Annotated in this window: 16 protein-coding genes; 10 read left to right on the plus strand and 6 right to left on the minus strand. The window is 66.2% G+C overall.

The features are described from left to right. Positions 1-201 precede the first annotated feature (201 nt). From AC06FA_RS10460 to AC06FA_RS10470, 3 genes are read left to right on the plus strand one after another with little or no spacing between them, the layout of a single operon-like run. The gene (locus AC06FA_RS10460; RefSeq protein ID WP_478068227.1) at positions 202-1,356 is read left to right on the plus strand and encodes an efflux RND transporter periplasmic adaptor subunit; all 1,155 of its coding nucleotides are present in this window, start codon (positions 202-204) and stop codon (positions 1,354-1,356) included. Next, positions 1,353-4,871 (plus strand): efflux RND transporter permease subunit, encoded by a 3,519-nt coding sequence (locus AC06FA_RS10465; RefSeq protein ID WP_478068228.1) that lies wholly within the window; start codon positions 1,353-1,355, stop codon positions 4,869-4,871. The genes AC06FA_RS10460 and AC06FA_RS10465 overlap by 4 nt, the downstream gene beginning before the upstream one ends. Next, positions 4,868-7,948, plus strand: coding sequence for an efflux RND transporter permease subunit (locus tag AC06FA_RS10470; RefSeq protein WP_478068229.1), 3,081 nt, complete (start codon positions 4,868-4,870; stop codon positions 7,946-7,948). The genes AC06FA_RS10465 and AC06FA_RS10470 overlap by 4 nt, the downstream gene beginning before the upstream one ends. A gap of 161 nt (positions 7,949-8,109) precedes the next feature. On the opposite strand, the gene AC06FA_RS10475 is transcribed toward AC06FA_RS10470, so the two are convergent. The 6 genes from AC06FA_RS10475 to ykgO all read right to left on the minus strand — a co-directional run bounded on the left by AC06FA_RS10475 (position 8,110) and on the right by ykgO (position 12,691). Further along, positions 8,110-9,330 carry a TraB/GumN family protein gene (locus tag AC06FA_RS10475; RefSeq protein ID WP_478068230.1) on the minus strand — a complete coding sequence of 407 codons (1,221 nt, stop codon included), beginning with the start codon at positions 9,328-9,330 and terminating at the stop codon, positions 8,110-8,112. Between the two features lie 4 nt (positions 9,331-9,334). After that, the gene (locus AC06FA_RS10480; RefSeq protein WP_478068231.1) at positions 9,335-9,865 is read right to left on the minus strand and encodes an N-acetyltransferase family protein; all 531 of its coding nucleotides are present in this window, start codon (positions 9,863-9,865) and stop codon (positions 9,335-9,337) included. Between the two features lie 14 nt (positions 9,866-9,879). Then, positions 9,880-10,767: a carbon-nitrogen hydrolase gene (locus AC06FA_RS10485; RefSeq protein ID WP_046983810.1), complete on the minus strand. Its 888-nt coding sequence runs from the start codon at positions 10,765-10,767 to the stop codon at positions 9,880-9,882. A gap of 248 nt (positions 10,768-11,015) precedes the next feature. Then, positions 11,016-12,053, minus strand: a complete 1,038-nt coding sequence (locus tag AC06FA_RS10490; RefSeq protein WP_478068232.1) for an agmatine deiminase family protein — start codon at positions 12,051-12,053, stop codon at positions 11,016-11,018. Between the two features lie 39 nt (positions 12,054-12,092). Next, on the minus strand, positions 12,093-12,422 hold the full coding sequence (locus AC06FA_RS10495) for a hypothetical protein (RefSeq protein WP_108749387.1): 330 nt from the start codon (positions 12,420-12,422) through the stop codon (positions 12,093-12,095). Between the two features lie 143 nt (positions 12,423-12,565). Beyond that, positions 12,566-12,691 carry a type B 50S ribosomal protein L36 gene (gene ykgO / locus AC06FA_RS10500; RefSeq protein WP_005409283.1) on the minus strand — a complete coding sequence of 42 codons (126 nt, stop codon included), beginning with the start codon at positions 12,689-12,691 and terminating at the stop codon, positions 12,566-12,568. A 197-nt stretch (positions 12,692-12,888) separates the two neighbouring features. On the opposite strand from ykgO, the gene cmk reads away from it, so the two are divergent. The 7 genes from cmk to AC06FA_RS10535 form a co-directional block, all read left to right on the plus strand. Continuing rightward, positions 12,889-13,566, plus strand: a complete 678-nt coding sequence (gene cmk, locus AC06FA_RS10505) for a (d)CMP kinase (protein WP_108749388.1) — start codon at positions 12,889-12,891, stop codon at positions 13,564-13,566. Positions 13,567-13,764: 198 nt separating this feature from the next. Further along, on the plus strand, positions 13,765-15,450 hold the full coding sequence (gene rpsA, locus AC06FA_RS10510; protein ID WP_057498113.1) for a 30S ribosomal protein S1: 1,686 nt from the start codon (positions 13,765-13,767) through the stop codon (positions 15,448-15,450). An 87-nt stretch (positions 15,451-15,537) separates the two neighbouring features. Beyond that, entirely contained in the window at positions 15,538-15,843 is a 306-nt protein-coding gene (locus AC06FA_RS10515) for an integration host factor subunit beta (protein WP_005409286.1), read from the plus strand. A 77-nt stretch (positions 15,844-15,920) separates the two neighbouring features. Next, positions 15,921-16,205, plus strand: a complete 285-nt coding sequence (locus AC06FA_RS10520; RefSeq protein ID WP_312710372.1) for a lipopolysaccharide assembly protein LapA domain-containing protein — start codon at positions 15,921-15,923, stop codon at positions 16,203-16,205. A gap of 6 nt (positions 16,206-16,211) precedes the next feature. Beyond that, positions 16,212-17,390 (plus strand): lipopolysaccharide assembly protein LapB, encoded by a 1,179-nt coding sequence (gene lapB, locus AC06FA_RS10525; protein ID WP_478068233.1) that lies wholly within the window; start codon positions 16,212-16,214, stop codon positions 17,388-17,390. A 3-nt stretch (positions 17,391-17,393) separates the two neighbouring features. Beyond that, a complete protein-coding gene (locus tag AC06FA_RS10530) occupies positions 17,394-18,371 on the plus strand; it encodes an MraY family glycosyltransferase (RefSeq protein WP_478068234.1) in 978 nt (325 codons plus the stop codon). Between the two features lie 15 nt (positions 18,372-18,386). Beyond that, positions 18,387-19,827, plus strand: a 1,441-nt coding sequence (locus tag AC06FA_RS10535; protein WP_478068235.1) for a polysaccharide biosynthesis protein, incomplete at its 3' end; no start/stop codon positions are given.

Below are 19,827 nucleotides of genomic sequence, written 5' to 3' on the forward strand. Positions count from 1 at the left end.
TTCGGGTCTGGTCGTTCCGGCGTGGGGTACGGAACGGTCCCGAGTATAGCCGCAGGTTTCATCTAGCTGAAATGGGGGCGGTCCGACCAGCGGCGTGAAGGCACCATGACCTTTGGGATATGGTGTGGCCGTGAAGTGGTGCATTACTTTGGTAGCACACCTGTCCACACCCCCGTCCACGCATCTTCCAGGGACCCGACGATGTCGTACTCCATCTTCCTGCCAGGCCGTCGCAGCACCACCTGTGCGGCCGCGCTGCTGCTCACCACCTCCCTGCTGCTGAGCGGTTGCGCCGCCGGGCCCAACGCCGAGGCCAAGGCTGAAACCAAGGACGAGAAGAAGGTCGATTCGGTACCGGTGGAAGTGGCCGTCGCCAGCCATCGCGCCGTGGCCGCCAGCTACACCGGCACGGCCGCGCTGGAACCGCGCGCCGAATCGCAGGTGGTGGCCAAGACCTCCGGCGTGGCCCTGGCGGTGCTGGTGGAAGAGGGCCAGCGGGTCACTGCCGGCCAGCCGCTGGTGCGCCTGGACCCGGACCGCGCTCGCCTGGCCGTGGCGCAGAGCGAAGCGCAGCTGCGCAAGCTGGAGAACAACTACCAGCGCGCACAGAAGCTGGTGGGCCAGCAGATGGTCAGTGCCGCCGACGTGGACCAGCTGCGCTACGACCTGGAAAACATGCGCGCCCAGTACCGCCTGGCCACGCTGGAACTGTCCTACACCACGGTGGTCGCGCCGATCTCCGGCGTCATCGCCTCGCGCTCGATCAAGACCGGCAATTTCGTACAGATCAACACGCCCATCTTCCGCATCGTCGACAACTCGCGCCTGGAGGCCACGCTGAACGTGCCCGAGCGCGAGCTGGCCACCCTGCGCGCAGGACAGCCGGTCACGCTGTCGGCCGACGCGCTGCCGGGACAGAGCTTCACCGGTACGGTGGACCGCATTGCGCCGGTGGTCGATTCGGGCAGCGGCACCTTCCGCGTGGTCAGCGCCTTCGATGGCGCCGCACATGCACTGCAGCCGGGCATGTTCGGCCGCATCCGCATCGACTACGACCAGCGCGCCGATGCGCTGGTGGTGCCGCGCCTGTCGCTGCTGGACGACGGCGAACCGGCGGTGTTCCGCGTGCGCGCCGGCAAGGTCGCCCGCGTGCCGGTGAAGCTGGGCTATGCCGAAGGCCCGTGGGTGGAGATCCGCGAAGGCCTGGCCGCCGGTGACCAGGTGGTGACCGCGGGCAAGGTGGCGCTGCGTGACGGTACCGCCGTGCAGGTCATCGCCGATCCCAACGCCAAGGCCAAGCCGGCCACGGTGACCGCCGCGGCCAAGCCCGCAGACAAGGCCGGGAGCCAGCAATGACCGCCCCGGGCCACGACCACGGTGCCTCGCCGGCGAGCGACGGCGCCGCCGCCGGCATGCGCGGCGGCCTGGTGGAATTCGCCACCCGCCGCCGCGTCACCATCGCCATGTGCACGGTCACCCTGCTGCTGTTCGGGTTGATCGCACTGGGCAACCTGAAAGTGAACCTGCTGCCGGACCTGAGCTATCCCACGCTCACCGTACGCACCGAATACACCGGCGCGGCGCCGACCGAAATCGAAAGCCTGATCAGCCAGCCGGTGGAAGAAGCGGTGGGCGTGGTCAAGAACCTGCGCAAGCTGAAGTCGGTCTCGCGCACCGGGCAGAGCGATGTGGTGCTCGAGTTCGCCTGGGGCACCAACATGGACCAGGCCAGCCTGGAAGTGCGCGACAAGATGGAAGCGCTTAACCTGCCGCTGGAGGCCAAGGCCCCGGTGCTGCTGCGCTTCAACCCGTCCACCGAGCCGATCATGCGCCTGGTGCTGTCCACCAAGGCGGCCCCGGCCAGCGATGAAGACGCGATCCGCGAACTGACCGGCCTGCGCCGCTACGCCGATGAAGACCTGAAGAAGAAGCTGGAACCGGTGACCGGCGTGGCCGCGGTGAAGGTGGGCGGCGGTCTGGAAGATGAGATCCAGGTCGACATCGACCAGCAGAAGCTGGCCCAGCTCAACCTGCCCATCGACACCGTCATCAAGCGGTTGAAGGAAGAGAACATCAACATCTCCGGCGGCCGCCTGGAGGAGGGCTCGCAGCGCTTCCTGGTGCGCACCGTCAACCAGTTCGCCGATCTGGAAGAGATCCGCAACCTGCTGGTCACCACCCAGTCGTCCAACGGCAGCGCGGCCGATTCGGCCCTGCAGCAGATGTTCACCATCGCTGCGTCCACCGGTTCGGCCGCCGCGGTTGCCGCGGCGTCGGCGGCGCAGAGCGCCTCATCGGGCAGCTCCAGCGTGGTCGCCAACGGCGTGCCGGTGCGTCTGAAAGATGTCGCTAGCGTGCGCCAGGGCTACAAGGAACGCGAAGCGATCATCCGCCTGGGCGGCAAGGAATCGGTGGAGCTGGCCATCTACAAGGAAGGCGATGCGAACACCGTTGCCACCGCGCAGGCGCTGCGCACGCGCCTGGAACAGATCAAAAGCACCTTCCCGTCCGATGCCGAACTGACCACCATCGAGGACCAGTCGCGCTTCATCGAGCACGCCATTGCCGATGTGAAAAAGGATGCGGTGATCGGCGGCCTGCTGGCCATCCTCATCATCTTCCTGTTCCTGCGCGATGGCTGGTCCACCTTCGTCATCAGCCTGTCGCTGCCGGTGTCGATCATCGCCACGTTCTTCTTCATGGGCCAGCTGGGCCTGAGCTTGAACGTGATGTCGCTGGGCGGTCTGGCGCTGGCCACCGGGCTGGTGGTGGACGACTCGATCGTGGTGCTGGAAAGCATTGCCAAGGCGCGTGAGCGCGGCCTGGGCATCCTGCAGGCGGCCATCGTCGGCACCCGCGAAGTCAGCATGGCCGTGGTGGCGTCCACCCTGACCACCATCGCGGTGTTCCTGCCGCTGGTGTTCGTTGATGGCATCGCTGGCCAGCTGTTCCGCGACCAGGCGCCGACCGTGGCCATCGCCATCGCCATTTCGCTGCTGGTGTCGATGACCCTGATCCCGATGCTCAGCTCGCTGAAGGGCCGTCCGCCGCTGGCGTTCCCGGAAGAACCCGGCGCCGAAGCATGGCGTCCGGACAGCCGCTGGCAGAAGCCGGTCGCGCTGGGCCGCCGGGGCTTCGTGGCCAGCGTGCGCTGGAGTTTCTTCGCCCTGGCGTGGCTGGTGGTGCGCCTGTGGCGCGGCATCGTGGCCGTGGTCGGGCCGGTCATGCGCAAGGCCAGCGACATCGCCATGAAGCCGTATGCCGGCGCCGAGCGCGGCTACCTGCGCCTGCTGCCGAATGCACTGGCCCATCCGGGCAAGGTGCTGGGCCTGGCCACGCTGGCCTTCGTCGGCACCCTGGCCATGGTGCCGATGCTGGGCGCCGACCTGATTCCGCAGCTGGCCCAGGACCGCTTCGAGATGACGGTGAAGCTGCCTGCGGGCACGCCGCTGAAACAGACCGATGCGCTGGTGCGCGAACTGCAGCTGGCGCATGGCCAGAGCCAGGGCGTGGCTTCGCTGTACGGCGTCAGCGGCAGCGGTACCCGGCTCGATGCCAGCCCCACCGAAAGCGGGGAAAACATCGGCAAGCTGACGGTGGTAATGGCCGGCGGCGGCAATGCGAAGACCGAGGCGGACATCACCGAGCGCCTGCGCGACAGCATGGGCCAGCACCCCGGTGCGCAGGTCGACTTCGCGCGGCCGGCATTGTTCAGCTTCTCCACGCCGCTGGAAATCGAACTGCGCGGGCAGGACATGGCCACCCTGGAAGTGGCCGGCCAACGCCTGGCGGCGCTGCTGCGCGGCAACGCGCACTACGCCGACGTCAAATCCACCGTGGAAGAAGGCTTCCCGGAAATCCAGATCCGCTTCGACCAGGAACGCGCCGGTGCGCTGGGCCTGACCACGCGGCAGATCGCCGATGTGGTGGTGAAGAAGGTGCGCGGCGACGTGGCCACGCGCTACAGCTTCCGCGACCGCAAGATCGACGTGCTGGTGCGTGCCCAGGAAGGCGACCGCGCCAGCGTGGACAGCATCCGCCGCCTGATCGTCAATCCGGGCAGCACCCGCCCGGTCACCCTGGATGCGGTGGCCGACGTCATTGCCACCAGTGGCCCCAGCGAGATCCACCGCGCCGACCAGACGCGGGTGGCGGTGGTGTCGGCCAACCTGCGCGACATCGACCTGGGCGCGGCCATGCGCGAAGTGCAGCAGATGGTGGCCGAACAGCCGCTGGGTGCGGGCGTGGGCCTGCATATCGGCGGGCAGGGCGAGGAGCTGGCGCAGGCGGCCAAGTCGCTGATCTTCGCCTTCGGCCTGGCCATCTTCCTGGTCTACCTGGTGATGGCCTCGCAGTTCGAATCGCTGCTGCACCCGTTCGTCATCCTGTTCACCATTCCGCTGGCATTGGTCGGCGCAATCCTGGCCCTGATGCTGACCGGCAAGCCCATTTCAGTGGTGGTGTTCATCGGCCTGATCCTGCTGGTCGGCCTGGTCACCAAGAACGCGATCATCCTGATCGACAAGGTGAACCAGCTGCGCGAAGCCGGTGTGGCCAAGCACGAAGCGCTGGTGGAAGGTGCACGCTCGCGCCTGCGGCCGATCATCATGACCACCCTGTGCACCCTGTTCGGCTTCCTGCCGCTGGCGGTGGCGATGGGCGAGGGCGCCGAAGTGCGTGCGCCGATGGCCATCACCGTGATCGGTGGCCTGCTGGTGTCCACCCTGCTCACCCTGCTGGTCATCCCGGTGGTGTACGACCTGATGGACCGTCGCGGCGATGCCTATTACCGCGAACGCGGCCGCAAGCACGCCGGTGAAGGCCTGCACGGCGCCTCCGGCAGCGCGGCGGGCGCGGAGGAACCGGCATGAGCGTTGCCGAGTTTTCCATCCGTCGCCCGGTCACCACCATCATGTGTTTCGTGTCGCTGGTGGTGGTCGGCCTGATCGCCTCGTTCCGGCTGCCGCTGGAGGCCCTGCCGGACATCTCCGCGCCGTTCCTGTTCGTGCAGATTCCCTATACCGGCTCCACGCCGGAAGAGGTGGAGCGCACCATCATCCGGCCGGTGGAGGAATCCCTGGCCACCATGACCGGCATCAAGCGCATGCGCTCGTCGGCCACCGCCGAGGCGGCGTCGATCTTCATCGAGTTCAGCGACTGGGACCGCGACATCGCCATCGCCGCTTCGGACGCGCGCGAACGCATCGATGCCATCCGCAGCGACCTGCCCGACGACCTGCAGCGCTACAACGTGTTCAAGTGGTCCAGCAGCGACCAGCCGGTGCTGAAGGTGCGCCTGGCCAGCACCACCGACCTGACCACCGCGTACGACATGCTCGACCGCGAGTTCAAGCGGCGCATCGAGCGCATTCCCGGCGTGGCCCGCGTGGACATCACCGGCGCGCCGCCGAACGAGGTCGAGATCGCCATCGATCCGAACCGGTTGAACGCGCACGGCCTGAGCATCAACGAGCTGAGCGAGCGCCTGCGCACGCTGAACTTCTCGATCTCGGCCGGGCAGATCGACGACAACGGCCAGCGCGTGCGCGTGCAGCCGGTGGGCGAGATCACCGACCTGCAGGAAATGCGCGACCTGGTCATCAACGCGCAAGGGCTGCGCCTGGGCGACATCGCCGACGTGCGCCTGAAGCCGGCGCGCATGAACTACGGGCGGCGCCTGGACGGCAACCCGGCGGTGGGCCTGGACATCTTCAAGGAACGCAGCGCCAACCTGGTGGAAGTCTCGCGCGCTGCACTGGCCGAGGTCGAGGCGATCCGCGGCCAGGAATCGATGCGTGATGTGCAGATCAAGGTCATCGACAACCAGGGCAAGGCGGTCACCTCGTCACTGCTGGAACTGGCCGAAGCCGGTGCGGTCGGCCTGATCCTGTCGGTCACCGTGCTGTTCTTCTTCCTGCGCCACTGGCCGTCCACGCTGATGGTCACCCTGGCCATTCCGATCTGTTTCACCATCACCCTGGGCTTCATGTACTTCGCCGGGGTCACCCTGAACATCCTGACCATGATGGGGCTGTTGCTGGCCGTGGGCATGCTGGTGGACAACGCCGTGGTGGTGGTGGAAAGCATCTACCAGGAACGCGAGCGCATGCCGGGGCAGCCGCGCCTGGCCTCGATCATCGGCACCCGCAACGTGGCCATCGCGCTGAGCGCCGGCACCCTGTGCCACTGCATCGTGTTCGTGCCCAACCTGTTTGGCGAAACCAACAACATCAGCATCTTCATGGCGCAGATCGCGATCACCATCTCGGTCTCGCTGCTGGCGTCATGGCTGGTGGCGGTCAGCCTGATCCCCATGCTGTCCGCGCGCATGGCCACGCCCAAGCTGGTGCATTCGCAGACCGGCCTGATCGCGCGCCTGCAGCGCCGCTACGCGCAGGTGCTGGACTGGTCGCTGCGCCACCGTGGCTGGAGCCTGCTGGGCATCATGCTGGTGGTGCTGGTCAGCCTGGTGCCGATGAAGCTGACCAAGGTGGACATGTTCGGCGGCGAAGGCGGCAAGGACATCTTCATCGGTTACATGTGGAAGGGCGCCTACACCTACCGGCAGATGTCCGAGGAAGTGGGCCGGGTGGAGGCGTGGATCGAAGAGAACCGCGAGCGCCTGCACGTGCAGCAGGTGTATTCCTGGTACAGCGAGCAGGAAGGCAGCTCCACCGTGGTCACCCTGGACGAGAAGCACGCCAAGGACATCAAGGCGCTGCAGGAAGAGATCCGCAAGGGCCTGCCCAAGTCCGCGCGCACCGACTACTTCGTCGGCAACCAGGGCGGCGATGGCGGCGGCGGTGGCAACCAGGGCGTGCAGGTGCAGCTGGTAGGCGATTCCAGCACGCTGCTGCAGGAGATCGGCGAAGAAGTGCTGCCCTTGCTGGCCCAGCGCCAGGAGCTGCGCGATGTGCGCATCGACAATGGCGAGAAGGGCGGCGAACTGAAGGTGCACGTCGACCGCGAACGTGCCGCCGCCTTCGGCTTCAACGCCGAACAGGTGGCCAGCTTCGTCGGCCTGGCCCTGCGTGGCGCACCGATGCGCGAGTTCCGCCGGGGCGATAACGAAGTGCCGGTGTGGGTACGTTTCGCCGGCGCCGAACAGAGCAGCCCGGAAGACCTGGCCGGCTTCAGCGTGCGCACCGGTGACGGCCGCAGCGTGCCGCTGCTGAGTCTGGTCAGCGTGGACGTCGGCTCGTCGGCCACCCAGATCGGCCGCACCAACCGCCAGACCACGCTCACCATCAAGGCCAACCTGGCCGAGAAGATCACCGCGCCCGACGGCCGCAAGGCGATCGAGGCGGTGCTCAAGCCGATGAACTTCCCGGCTGGTTATGGCTACAGCTTCGATGGCGGCGACTACGGCAACGACGATGAAGCCATGCAGCAGATGGTGTTCAACCTGCTCATCGCGCTGGTGATGATCTACGTGGTGATGGCGGCGGTGTTTGAATCACTGCTGTTCCCCGCCGCGATCATGAGCGGCGTGCTGTTCTCGATCTTCGGCGTGTTCTGGCTGTTCTGGATCACCGGCACCTCGTTCGGCATCATGTCCTTCATCGGCATCCTGGTGCTGATGGGCGTGGTGGTGAACAACGGCATCGTGATGATCGAGCACATCAACAACCTGCGGCGAGGCGGCATGGGCCGCACCCAGGCGCTGGTGGAAGGCTCACGCGAACGCCTGCGCCCGATCATGATGACCATGGGCACGGCGATCCTGGCGATGGTGCCGATCTCGCTGACCAACACGCAGATGTTCGGCGATGGCCCGGAGTACGCCCCGATGGCGCGCGCGATTGCCGGCGGCCTGGCGTTCTCCACCGTGGTCAGCCTGCTGTTCCTGCCGACGATCTACGCCCTGCTGGACGACCTGCGCAACGCCGCCGTGCGCCTGATCCGCCGCGCCCGCGGCCTCGACAAAGCCGCGGCCACCGCCGCGTAGCGTCGAGCGTGCTCGACTGCCGCCCATGGCGGCAACAAAGTGTGTAGTGGTGGGTGGAGACCGGTCGTAGTGGGGCGGTCTCCCCCTTTTTTTCGCCGGGCATGGCCCAGCGCTAGCCATCACCGCAAGGCGGTAGCGCCGGGCCATGCCCGGCGGGGGGATCACCCCGCGACCTTGCCCCACACCCGGCCGGCGGTCAGCCACAGGCCCAGCATGCTGCCCAGGTTGGTCAGCATGAAGGTCAGCACCACCCGGGTCACCCGATTGCGGTACCAGCCCTTCAGGCTCTGCGCATCGTCGCGCAGCTTCAGGAAGTCCTCGTAGGCCGGCTTGCGCAGGCGCGCTTCCACCAGCGCCGAGAACGCACCGGTGGGAATGCTCAGGCGGAACGGCTTGAACGGCGCCACCAGGATCGCGGTCAGGATGCTCAGCGGGTGGCTGCCGGCCAGCAGGCAGCCCAGGCCGGCCAGGCCGCCGGTGTACATCGCCCAGGTCGCCAGCAGTTCAGTGCCCACGCCCAGCCCGCCGCGGTAGAAGCCCACGCCGATGCCGGTCACCACGATGGCCAGGATGGCCAGGGTGAACCACGGAATGTTGCGCTTCTTCGGTACCGCTTCCAGTTCGGCGCGCAGCGCTGCCGGTGCCTCGTTGTCGGTTTCCAGGTAGCGCGCCAGGCCCGCCAGGTGGCCGGCGCCGACCACGGCCAGCACCTCGCGCTGCAGCGGGGTGTGTTCCTCGCGCAGGCGGGTGGCCATGTAGCGGTCGCGCTCGCCAATGATGGTTTCGTACAGCGCCGGGCTTTCGCTGGCGAACTCGCCGAAGCTCGATTCCAGCATGTCGCCCTGCTTGAGCTTCTCGATCTCGTTCTCGCCCACTTCTTCGGACGAGAACAGGCCGGCGCCGAGCCCGGCCACCAGCTTCAGCTTGCCGAAGAAGCCCAGCCGCTGCGACGCGCGGCGGAAGGTCAGGCCCACTTCGCGGTCGATCAGGTGCACCGGCAGGTTGCGCTCGCGCGCCAGGTCCACCGCGCGCTTCAGCTCGGCGCCGGGTTCGATGCCCAGCTGCTCGGCCAGGCGGCGTTGGTAGGCGGACAGGGCCAGGTTGGCCGCGAACAGGGCCACGCGGCCCTTGCGGATCACTTCCACCAGGTCCAGCTTGGCCAGCGTGTCCGGATCGCTCAGCGCCTGCAGGCGCTGCGGGTCCAGTTCCACCGCCACCGCATCGAAGCGCCCGCTGTCGATGGCCTTCTCTACGGCCTCCACACTGGCGTGGGAAACGTGGGCGGTGCCCAGCAGGGTGTAGCGCACGCCGTCGCGTTCAACAACGCGCACCGGCTGTCCGGCGAACAGGTCGTCGCCGGTTTCGGGAAGGGTTTCAGTCATGGAATCATTCATTGGAAGGGGCGGTGTCGGCGCCATCGCCGAGCGCGCGCTGCATCTGCACGGTGTCCAACCAGCGGCCATGCTTGCGGCCCAGGCCCTGGAACACGCCCACCAGGTGGAAGCCGAAGCGTTCGTGCAGCTTGATGGAGGCGGTATTGGTGGGTTCGCCGATCACCGCCACCATCTGCCGGTAGCCGCGCGCGGTGCAGGCATCGATCAGCGCCTGCAGCAGGCGCGTACCCACGCCCTTGCCCTGGAACGCGGCATCGACATAGACCGAGTTCTCCACGGTCCACTGGTAGGCCACGCGGGTGCGGTAGGTGTTGGCGTAGGCATAGCCGGCCACCTGGCCGTCGATCTCGGCCACCAGGTAGGGAAAGCCGCGGTCGATGATGTCGCGCATGCGCCGCAGCATCTCGGCCGCATCCGGGATGTCGTACTCGTAGGTGTTGACGAAATCGGTCACTTCCACCGCGTAGATCGCGGTGATCGCAGCGATGTCGGCCGGGCCGGCATCACGGATGAGGACGGCCATGCCGGGTCTCCGGATCAGTCGATGTAGCGCTTGAGCAGATCACCGTACGCATCGATGCGACGGTCGCGCAGGAACGGCCAGATGCGGCGCACGTGTTCGCTGCGCTGCAGGTCCACGTCGCACACCAGCACGGTGGCGTCGGTGCCGGCTTCGGCCAGGAACTCGCCCTGCGGGCCCAGCACGTGGCTGTTGCCCCAGAACTGGATGCCCGACGCGCCCAGCGGCGAAGCTTCGTGGCCCACGCGGTTGCAGCTCAGCACGGGCAGGCCGTTGGCCACGGCGTGGCCGCGGTGGCTCAGTACCCAGGCATCGCGCTGGCGGGTCTTTTCGTCCTGCACATCGTCCGGGTCCCAGCCAATGGCGGTGGGGTAGAGCAGCAGTTCGGCACCGGCCAGCGCCATCAGGCGTGCCGCTTCCGGGTACCACTGGTCCCAGCACACCAGCACGCCCAGGCGGCCGACCGAGGTGTCGATCGGCTTGAAGCCGATGTCGCCCGGGGTGAAGTAGAACTTTTCGTAGAAGCCCGGATCGTCCGGGATGTGCATCTTGCGGTACTTGCCCAGCAAGGTGCCGTCCTTTTCGAACACCACGGCGGTGTTGTGGTACAGGCCGGCCGCGCGGCGCTCGAACAGCGAGCCGACCAGCACCACGCCATGCTTCTTTGCCAGTGCGCCCAGGCGCTCGGTGCTGGGGCCGGGAATCGGCTCGGCCAGATCGAACTCGTCCACCGATTCGTGCTGGCAGAAGTAGGGGCCGTTATGCAGTTCCTGCAGCAGCACCAGTTTCGCGCCCTGCGCAGCTGCCTCGGCCACACGCGCTTCGATCACCGCCAGATTGGCGGCGGCATCGCCGTGGTTGCGCTCCTGGATCAGGGCGACGGTCAAGGGGCTGCGCGAGTTCATGCGGGGTGTTCCTGCGGGGGAAAACCTGCATGTTAGCGCGGATGGCGTGCTGCGGCGTGTTGCCCGCTGAATGGGCCGCCTTTGTAGAGTCGAGCTTGCTCGACTGCTCTGCGGTCAGGCCGCGCGCGACCCGCTCTTTGTAGAGTCGAGCCATGCTCGACTGACGCTTCGCGCGGATTACGTCAAAAGCCAGTCGAGCATGGCTCGACTCTACAAGAGGAGTGCCGGGCGGGCCCGGCACCCTGCCATCAGGCCTTCAGCAGGCCCTGCGGCAACTGCATGGTGATGCAGTGCAGGCTGCCGTTCTGCCAGATCAGCGAGCGGCAGGGCACCTGCACGATCTCACGGCCCGGGTGGGCCAGAGCCAGCACGTCGCGGGCCAGATCGTCGGCCGGATCGCCGTAGGCCGGCATCAGCACCGCGCCATTGACGATCAGGTAGTTGGCGTACGACGCGGCCAGGCGGCGGCCTTCGTCGATCACCGGCTGCGCCCACGGCAGCGGGAACAGGCGGTACGGCTTGCCGTCCCTGGTGCGCAGCGCGGCCAGTTCGTTGCCCATTGCCTGCAGTTCGGCGTAGTGCGAATCGCTCTGGTCGTCGCAGGCCTGGTACACGATGCTGTCAGGCGATGCGAAGCGGGCCAGGGTGTCGATGTGGGCGTCGGTGTCGTCGCCTTCCAGGTAACCGTGGTCCAGCCACAGCACGCGGTCCTGCTGCAGCCAGTCGGCCAGGTCGGCGCTCAGGCTGGCGCGGTCGCGGTTCGGGTGGCGCTCGTGCAGGCACTTCCAGGTGGTCAGCAGGGTGCCTTCGCCATCGGTCTCGATGCCGCCGCCTTCCAGTGCGAACGGAATGCTGCGCACTGGTGCATCGTTGAACACACCGGCCTGGTCCAGCACGCCCACCAGCTGGTCATCCAGGGTGGCGTCGAACTTGCCGCCCCAGCCGGTGAAGCGGAAGTCCAGCAGCTGGAAGCCGCCGTCGGCGCGGCGCAGCGTGATCGGGCCCGAATCGCGCAGCCAGGTATCGTCGTAGGCCGCCGTGGTGAAGTGCACCTTGTCCATGTCGATGCGGTTGGAGCGCAGCCGCATTTCGGCGTAGGTCTCCACATCGTCATCGGCCACGCAGATCAGCACCGGCTGGAAGCGGGTGATGGCCGCAACCAGGGCAATGTAGGTCTCTTCCACCTGGCCCAGGCGGTCGGCCCAGTCGGTGTCGGCGGTGGGCCAGGCAATCAGGACGCCGCTCTGGGCTTCCCATTCGGCAGGAAAACGAAGGTTCTGGTTCATGGTCTCGCTACACGGGCCCGCCACGGGCGGGGTGGGGGATCAACGGATCGGCGGTTTCGGGCCGATTTCGTTCGGGTCGGCCTGGTTGGCCACCACATCGATCACCTTCTGCTTTTCAAAGTAGACGGTGAACTGCGGGTAGACCCAGCGGTGGATGGTCGGCCACTGGCGCTTCTGGCCGCCGCGCGGCTGCAGCTGTTCGCTCGGCGCGCCGAACTGCGACTGCACCTGCTGCATGCTCTGGCCGCGGACGGGCAGGGCGGTGGCCGGCTTTTCACGGGCGCGGTCGATCAGCAGGGTGTCGGCCAGCGCCGGCGTGGCGGCGGCCAGGGTGGCCAGTACGGCCAGGGTGGACAGGTAACGCTTCATCTCGAACTACTCCCCAGTGGTCAAGAAAGGCGATTACAGCAAAAACGGCGGAAAAAAGCCGCATAAACAAAAAACCGCCCGAAGGCGGTTTTTTGCATCGGGTCGCCCCGCGTGGGGCAGCCTGGGCCCGAGGGCCGGAAGGCTTAGCGCTGACGCGCCTTGAAACGCGGGTTCGACTTGCAGATGACGAAGATCTTGCCACGACGACGCACGACCTTGCAGTCACGGTGACGGGCCTTCGCCGACTTCAGGGAGGACAGGACTTTCATGGCATACCTCGGCGTAAACAGTAGTTGTTCGGGTGGAGCGTGGCCGCGATATGCGAAAGACAATCGGCAGTTGACGCTCGTTCAAGCCCGCCATTCTACCGGGCTTTTCTCCGTGGTTTCAAGTGGTTGCACGAAAGTCGCCGCGCAGGGCGTCTGGCAGGGGCTAGAATGGCCCCTTCACACGCGCAAGGACCCCCATGAATCCACTCGCTCCCGTCCTGACCATCGACGGCCCGTCCGGGGCTGGCAAGGGTACCATCAGCCGCATCGTGGCGCGCCGCATGGGCTGGCATTACCTGGATTCGGGTGCGCTGTACCGGGCGGTGGGCGTGGCCGCCAGCTGGGCCGATATCGACACCTCGGACGCATCTGCCTTGGTGCGCTGCACCTTCGATACCCGCGTTCAGTTTGTTGAACAGGGTGATGCCATGCGCGTGCTGGTCAATGGCACCGATGCCACCGACGAGCTGCGCCTGGAGACCACCGGCGCGCTGGCCTCGGCCATCGCCGCCATTCCCGAGGTGCGTTCGGCGCTGAAAGAGCGCCAGCGCGCATTCAGGGAGCTGCCGGGCCTGGTCGCCGACGGCCGCGACATGGGTACGGTCATCTTCGCCGACGCCCCCTACAAGGTGTTCCTGACCGCCAGTGCCGAGGAGCGCGCCGAGCGCCGGCATAAGCAGTTGAAAGACAAGGGGGTTTCTGTTAGCTTTGATGACCTCCTGCGCGAGATCATGGCCCGCGACGCCCGTGATGCTCAGCGTACCGTGGCGCCCCTGAAGCCGGCAGACGATGCCGTCCTCATCGACACCACAGGCATCGGCATCGCAGATGTCGTTGCCAGAGTGATGGATCTGCTTCCGGTTCCGGCTGCCTGATCCGTTCGCGCAGGAGCACTGCCAGCAACACCGGTGGTGGTCGCGCACTGCAGTGCTGTACAAGCTCCGTCGCGCAATGATGCGTGGCGGTTTTCCTACTACACACGACCTGCGTTTCCGGGGTCGACCAACAGGCGGGCGGTCGCCATTCCCCTGAAGGGGACGCCACCGACCCATGTGTCCAACAGAGTAAATCTAATGACCGAATCATTTGCCGAACTGTTTGAAGCCAGCCAGGCCAACCTGGCCAAGCTGAAGCCGGGCGCCATCGTCAGCGGTACCGTTGTTGAAGTCCGCGGCGACGTCGTGGTGATCAACGCTGGCCTGAAGTCCGAAGGCATCGTGCCGATCGAACAGTTCCGTAACGACGCTGGCGAAATCGACGTTGCCGAAGGCGACATCGTCAAGGTCGCCCTCGACTCGATCGAGAACGGCTTCGGCGAAACCGTCCTGTCGCGCGAGAAGGCCAAGCGCGCGATGGTGTGGGACGAGCTGGAAGAAGCGTTGGAAAAGAACGAAACCATCACCGGCCGCATCAGCGGCAAGGTCAAGGGTGGTTTCACCGTGGACATCAAGGATGTCCGCGCCTTCCTGCCGGGTTCCCTGGTCGATGTGCGCCCGGTGCGCGATCCGGCCTACCTGGAAGGCAAGGAGCTGGAATTCAAGCTCATCAAGCTGGACCGCAAGCGTAACAACGTCGTGGTCTCGCGCCGCGCTGTCGTCGAAAGCGAGCACTCGGAAGAGCGCGAGCAGCTGATGGACAAGCTGCAGGAAGGCGCGATCCTGAAGGGTGTCGTCAAGAACCTGACCGACTACGGCGCGTTCGTGGACCTGGGCGGTATCGACGGCCTGCTGCACATCACCGACATGGCATGGAAGCGCGTGCGCCATCCGTCCGAAGTCGTGAACGTCGGCGACGAGCTGGACGTGCGCGTGCTGAAGTTCGACCGCGAGCGCAACCGCGTTTCGCTGGGCCTGAAGCAGCTGGGCGAAGATCCGTGGGATAACATCGCCCGTCGTTACCCGGCCAACAGCCGCGTCTTCGGCAAGGTCTCCAACGTCACCGATTACGGCGCGTTCGTTGAGATCGAGCCGGGCGTCGAAGGCCTGGTGCACGTCTCCGAGATGGATTGGACCAACAAGAACGTCAACCCGTCCAAGGTTGTGCAGGTTGGTGATGAAGTCGAAGTGATGGTGCTGGACGTCGACGAAGAGCGTCGCCGCATCTCGCTGGGCATGAAGCAGGTTGCCGCCAATCCGTGGGAAACCTTCGCTGCCACCCACAAGAAGGGTGACAAGGTGTCGGGCCAGATCAAGTCGATCACCGACTTCGGCATCTTCATCGGCCTGGACGGCGGCATCGACGGCCTGGTCCACCTGTCCGACATCAGCTGGAACACCACCGGCGAAGACGTCGTTCGCAACTTCAAGAAGGGCGACACCCTGGACGCTGTTGTCCTGGCCGTCGATCCGGAACGCGAGCGCATCTCCCTGGGCGTGAAGCAGCTGGAGCAGGATCCGTTCGGCCAGTACATGGCTGCCAATCCGAAGGGCTCCAAGGTCGAAGGCGTGGTGAAGGAAGTCGACGCCAAGGGCGCGATCATCGAGCTGGCTGACGGCATCGAAGGTTACGTCTCGGCACGCGACATCGCCAACGAGCGCGTTGACGACGCCACCCAGCACCTGAAGGTCGGCGACAAGGTCGAAGCCAAGTTCGTGGGCATGGACCGCAAGGGCCGCACCCTGCAGCTGTCGATCAAGGCCAAGGACGACGCTGAAATGCGCGAAGTGCTGGAGGAATACCAGTCCTCTTCGGCTTCCAGCGGCACCACCCAGCTGGGCGCGCTGCTGCGTGCACAGCTGAACGGCAACAAGTCCGAGTAATCGGCCTTACGCTGTACGTTGTTTCCTGGACGGCCCGGGCATTGCCCGGGCCGTTTCAGGCTGAGAGACCTCTGATGTGAGCCGGCGATGACCAAATCCGAACTGATCGAAATCCTTGCGCGCCGCCAGGCGCACCTGAAGGCCGATGATGTCGATCTGGCGGTGAAGTCGTTGCTGGAAATGATGGGCGGTTCCCTCTCTGCCGGGGATCGCATTGAAATCCGTGGTTTTGGCAGCTTCTCGCTGCACTACCGCCCGCCACGCCTGGGTCGCAACCCGAAGACCGGCGAATCGGTGGCCCTGCCGGGCAAGCACGTTCCCCATTTCAAGCCGGGCAAGGAACTGCGCGAGCGGGTCAGCAGCGTGCTGCCGCTGGACGCCGATCCGGCCTGAGGCCCCTGTCGCGCGACGACGTGCGATTTTTCCCGCCAGTCGGATAAGCTACAGGCTCTTGGCACTGGAGCTGTCGCATGAAGGTCTTTCGTCTGCTGGTGCTGCTGGCAGTGCTGATCCTTGGCCTGATCATCGGCGCGGTCAACATGACCGACATGTCGATCAATCTGTTGTTTACCCAGTTGCATACGTCGGTTGGCGTGGCGTTGATCGCCGCACTGCTGGTCGGCGTGGTCGTCGGTGCCGGGCTGGTGCTGGTAAGCGTGGTCATTCCGCTCTACAGCCAGCTGCGCCGCGCCAACAAGTCGGTGGCTGCCACGTCGGCCCCGGTTCCTTCCTCCCAATCTTTTGATGGACGCTGATCGAAGATGGATTTCGTCACCGAGTGGTTCTGGTTCTTCCTGTTCGTGCCGCTGGCGGCCATTGCCGGCTGGGTCATCGGCCGTCGTGGCGGTCAACGCCACGGTGACAACCAGGTCAGCCGCCTGTCCAGCACCTATTTCCGTGGCCTGAACTACCTGCTGAACGAGCAGCCGGACAAGGCCATCGAGCTGTTCCTGCACATCGCGGAACTGGACAAGGAAACCTTCGAAACCCAGGTCGCGCTGGGCCACCTGTTCCGCCGGCGTGGCGAAGTGGACCGCGCCATCCGCCTGCACCAGGGCCTGGTCAACCGCAACGACCTGAACGACGCCCAGCGCGTGCAGGCACTGCTGGCGCTGGGCGAGGACTACATGAAGTCCGGCCTGCTGGACCGCGCCGAAACGGTGTTCACCGAGCTGGCGCAGCTGGACCAGCGCGCTCCGCAGGCGCTCAAGCACCTGATCGGCATCTACCAGGCCGAGCGCGACTGGGAAAAGGCGATCGACAACGCCACCCGCTTTGAAGACGTGACCGGCGAGCCGATGGGCAAGCTGATCGGGCAGTTCGAATGCGAGCTGGCCGAGCGTTTCCGTGGCGCCGGCAAGCTGGACGAGGCGAGGGCGGCCATCGCCCGCGCCTACCAGGCCGATGCCATGTCGGTGCGTGCCGGCATCATCGAAGGCCGCCTGGAAACCGATGCCGGCAACGCCGAAGCCGCCGTGCGTGCGTTCGAGCGCGCCGCCCGCAACGACCCCGAATACCTGCCCGAGCTGCTGCCGGCGCTGATGGAGAACTACCGCAAGGTGGGCGACCTCGGCGGCGCGCGCGCGTTCCTGTCAGAGATGACCGAACACTACCGCGGCATCGCCCCGGTGCTGGCGCTCACCCGCCTGATGGAAGAACAGGAAGGCGTGGCCCCGGCGCGCGCGTACCTGGGCCGTCAGTTGAAGGATCGCCCGTCGGTGCGTGGCGAGTCGGCGCTGATCGACCTGACCCTGGCCGAAGGCGCAGATTCCACTGCCACCCTGCACGACCTCAAGCACATCACCGACCAGCTGCTGGTGCGCAATCCGGCCTACCGCTGCACGCGCTGCGGGTTCGGTGCGCGTACCCACCACTGGCAGTGCCCGAGCTGCAAGGAGTGGGGCACGGTGAAGCCGCTGCTGAACTACGCGGTGCTCTGAGCCATGCCGTGGCTGGTGATGGGGGCACTGCTGGGCCTGGCCCTGCTCAGTGCGGGTTTGACGTGGGCCGCGCGCGGCTACGCGCTGCGCCGGCAATTGCTGGACCAGCCGGGCGAACGCCGCAGCCATAGCGTGGCCACGCCGCGCGGTGGCGGGATTGCCATCGTCATCGCTCTGCTGGTGGCGGCAGGTGCGGCCATGTGGGCCTGGCCCGAAGCCGCCGGCAGTGTGCTGATCGCCAGCCTGGGGCTGGTGCTGGTGGCGGGCATTGGCTGGTGGGACGACCATCGGCCGCTGCCGGCGGTGCGCCGCCTGTGCGTGCACGTGGTCGCCGCCGCGCTGTTGGCCGGGCTGGTGAAGCTGCACGGCGGCAGCTGGTTGCTGGCGGCGCTGGTGCTGTTCTTCACCACCTCGCTCATCAACATCTGGAACTTCATGGATGGCATCAACGGCATTGCCAGCAGCCAGGCGGTCATCGCCGCGCTGGGGCTGGCGCCGGTGCTGCCGTGGCCCTATTCATTGGCCGCCATTGCCCTGGGCCTGGCCTGCCTGGGTTTCCTGCCGTTCAATTTCCCCAAGGCGAAAATCTTCATGGGCGACGTCGGCAGCGGCGCGCTCGGTTACGCGGTATCTGTCGTACTCGCCATCGCCAGCCTGAAGACCAACATCCAGTGGATGTTGCTGCTGGTGCCGATTTCACCGTTCCTTGTGGACGCGGGCTTCACACTGCTGGCGCGCATGCTCTCCGGGCAACGCTGGATGGAACCCCACACCCAGCACGTCTACCAGCGCGCGGTGCAGGCAGGAGCCAGCCACGCCCAGGTGACAGGGATGTACTTTGTTTTGGGCCTGTTCAGTATTACAGTGTTCAATGTCTGCTCCAGCTTGCAGCCGAGGTGGGAGGCTGTCGTAGCGGTCGCGTGGTTTGCCGCGCTGACTCTGCTCTGGCTCCTCCTGCGCAATGGAATGCGCAATCGATAAGGAATTACTAGAAATATGTCTTCACCCTGGCGGGACAGAATCCTCGGTCTTTTACCGCGCACGGCCATCGTCTGCCACGACCTGTTCATGGTCTGGGCGTGCTGGCAGCTGCTGCATGCGGGCCGCTACTCGATCCTGGCCGACGCGCCGGCGTTGCCGCTGTGGAACGTCGACACCACGCTGGTGCTGGCCCTGCAGGGCATCGTCTTCTGGCGCGTGGGCCTGTACCGCGGCCTGTGGCGTTTTGCCAGCGTCAGCGACCTGCTGAACATCTTCAAGGCCAGCTTCATCGGCCTGGTCGCGATCGTCCTGGTGCTGGCCTGGAAGCGCTTCAACGGCGTGCCCATGTCGGTGCTGGTCATCTATCCGTTCGCGCTGTCGGCACTGCTGGGCGCGCCGCGCCTGCTGTACCGCGCGTGGAAGGATTACCAGTCGCTGCAGTCCGATTCCAGCGCTCGCCGGGTGCTGATCCTGGGCGCAGGGCAGGCCGCTGAAACCCTGGTGCGCGACCTGCGTCGATCCGGCAATTTCGAGCCGGTCGGCCTGCTCGATGACGCCCCGCACCTGCGTGGTGCAAAGCTGCAGGGCCTGCCGATCCTGGGCACCCTGGACGATGCCCCCGCCGTGGTGCGCGAAAGCGCGGCCAAGCTGCTGGTCATCGCCATTCCCTCGCTTGACGCGGTGGGCATGCAGCGCGTGGTGGCCATCTGCGAAAGCACCGGCGTGCCGTTCCGCACCGTGCCCAAGCTCAGCGACATCCTGCAGGGGCAATCGCTGCCGGGTCAGCTGAAGGAAGTGGCGATCGAGGATCTGCTCGGGCGCAAGCCGATCATGCCGGACTGGAACCTGATCCGCGGCTGGCTGGGCGGGCGTACCGTCATGGTCACCGGCGCCGGCGGCTCCATTGGTTCGGAACTGTGCCGCCAGTGCGCGCGTCATGGCGCCGGCCGCATCGTGCTGGTGGAGATCAGCGAACTGCTGCTGCTGACCATCGAAGGCGAGCTGCGCCGCAGCTTCCCCGATATCGAAGTGGAAGCCGTGCTGGGTGACTGCGGTGACCCGGCAGTGATGCGCCACGCGCTGTCGCTGCACCCGGTCGATACCGCCTTCCATGCCGCCGCCTACAAGCACGTGCCCGTGCTGGAACGGCAGCTGCGCGAAGCAGTGCGCAACAACATCCTGGCCACCGAAAACGTGGCACGCGCCTGCCTGGAAGCGCGCGTGGAGCATTTCGTGTTCATCTCCACCGACAAGGCGGTCGACCCGGTCAATGCGCTGGGTGCCAGCAAGCGCTATGCGGAAATGATCTGCCAGAGCCTGGACCAGAAGTCCACGCACACCCGTTTCGTGACCGTGCGCTTCGGCAACGTGCTGGCCTCGGCCGGCAGCGTGGTGCCGCTGTTCCGCGAACAGATCCTGCGCGGTGGTCCGGTCACGGTCACCGATCCGGAAGTCA

This window comes from Stenotrophomonas sp. Steno-C17, assembly GCF_056393165.1.

Coding starts and splice junctions, on each gene's coding strand:
- AC06FA_RS10470 (WP_478068229.1), top strand. CDS start 4,868: ATGAGCGTTGCCGAGTTTTCCATCCGTCGCCCGGTCACCACCATCATG.
- AC06FA_RS10465 (WP_478068228.1), top strand. CDS start 1,353: ATGACCGCCCCGGGCCACGACCACGGTGCCTCGCCGGCGAGCGACGGC.
- AC06FA_RS10495 (WP_108749387.1), bottom strand. CDS start 12,422: ATGAAGCGTTACCTGTCCACCCTGGCCGTACTGGCCACCCTGGCCGCC.
- AC06FA_RS10515 (WP_005409286.1), top strand. CDS start 15,538: ATGACCAAATCCGAACTGATCGAAATCCTTGCGCGCCGCCAGGCGCAC.
- lapB (WP_478068233.1), top strand. CDS start 16,212: ATGGATTTCGTCACCGAGTGGTTCTGGTTCTTCCTGTTCGTGCCGCTG.
- AC06FA_RS10485 (WP_046983810.1), bottom strand. CDS start 10,767: ATGAACTCGCGCAGCCCCTTGACCGTCGCCCTGATCCAGGAGCGCAAC.
- AC06FA_RS10520 (WP_312710372.1), top strand. CDS start 15,921: ATGAAGGTCTTTCGTCTGCTGGTGCTGCTGGCAGTGCTGATCCTTGGC.
- ykgO (WP_005409283.1), bottom strand. CDS start 12,691: ATGAAAGTCCTGTCCTCCCTGAAGTCGGCGAAGGCCCGTCACCGTGAC.
- AC06FA_RS10460 (WP_478068227.1), top strand. CDS start 202: ATGTCGTACTCCATCTTCCTGCCAGGCCGTCGCAGCACCACCTGTGCG.
- rpsA (WP_057498113.1), top strand. CDS start 13,765: ATGACCGAATCATTTGCCGAACTGTTTGAAGCCAGCCAGGCCAACCTG.
- cmk (WP_108749388.1), top strand. CDS start 12,889: ATGAATCCACTCGCTCCCGTCCTGACCATCGACGGCCCGTCCGGGGCT.
- AC06FA_RS10475 (WP_478068230.1), bottom strand. CDS start 9,330: ATGACTGAAACCCTTCCCGAAACCGGCGACGACCTGTTCGCCGGACAG.
- AC06FA_RS10530 (WP_478068234.1), top strand. CDS start 17,394: ATGCCGTGGCTGGTGATGGGGGCACTGCTGGGCCTGGCCCTGCTCAGT.
- AC06FA_RS10490 (WP_478068232.1), bottom strand. CDS start 12,053: ATGAACCAGAACCTTCGTTTTCCTGCCGAATGGGAAGCCCAGAGCGGC.
- AC06FA_RS10480 (WP_478068231.1), bottom strand. CDS start 9,865: ATGGCCGTCCTCATCCGTGATGCCGGCCCGGCCGACATCGCTGCGATC.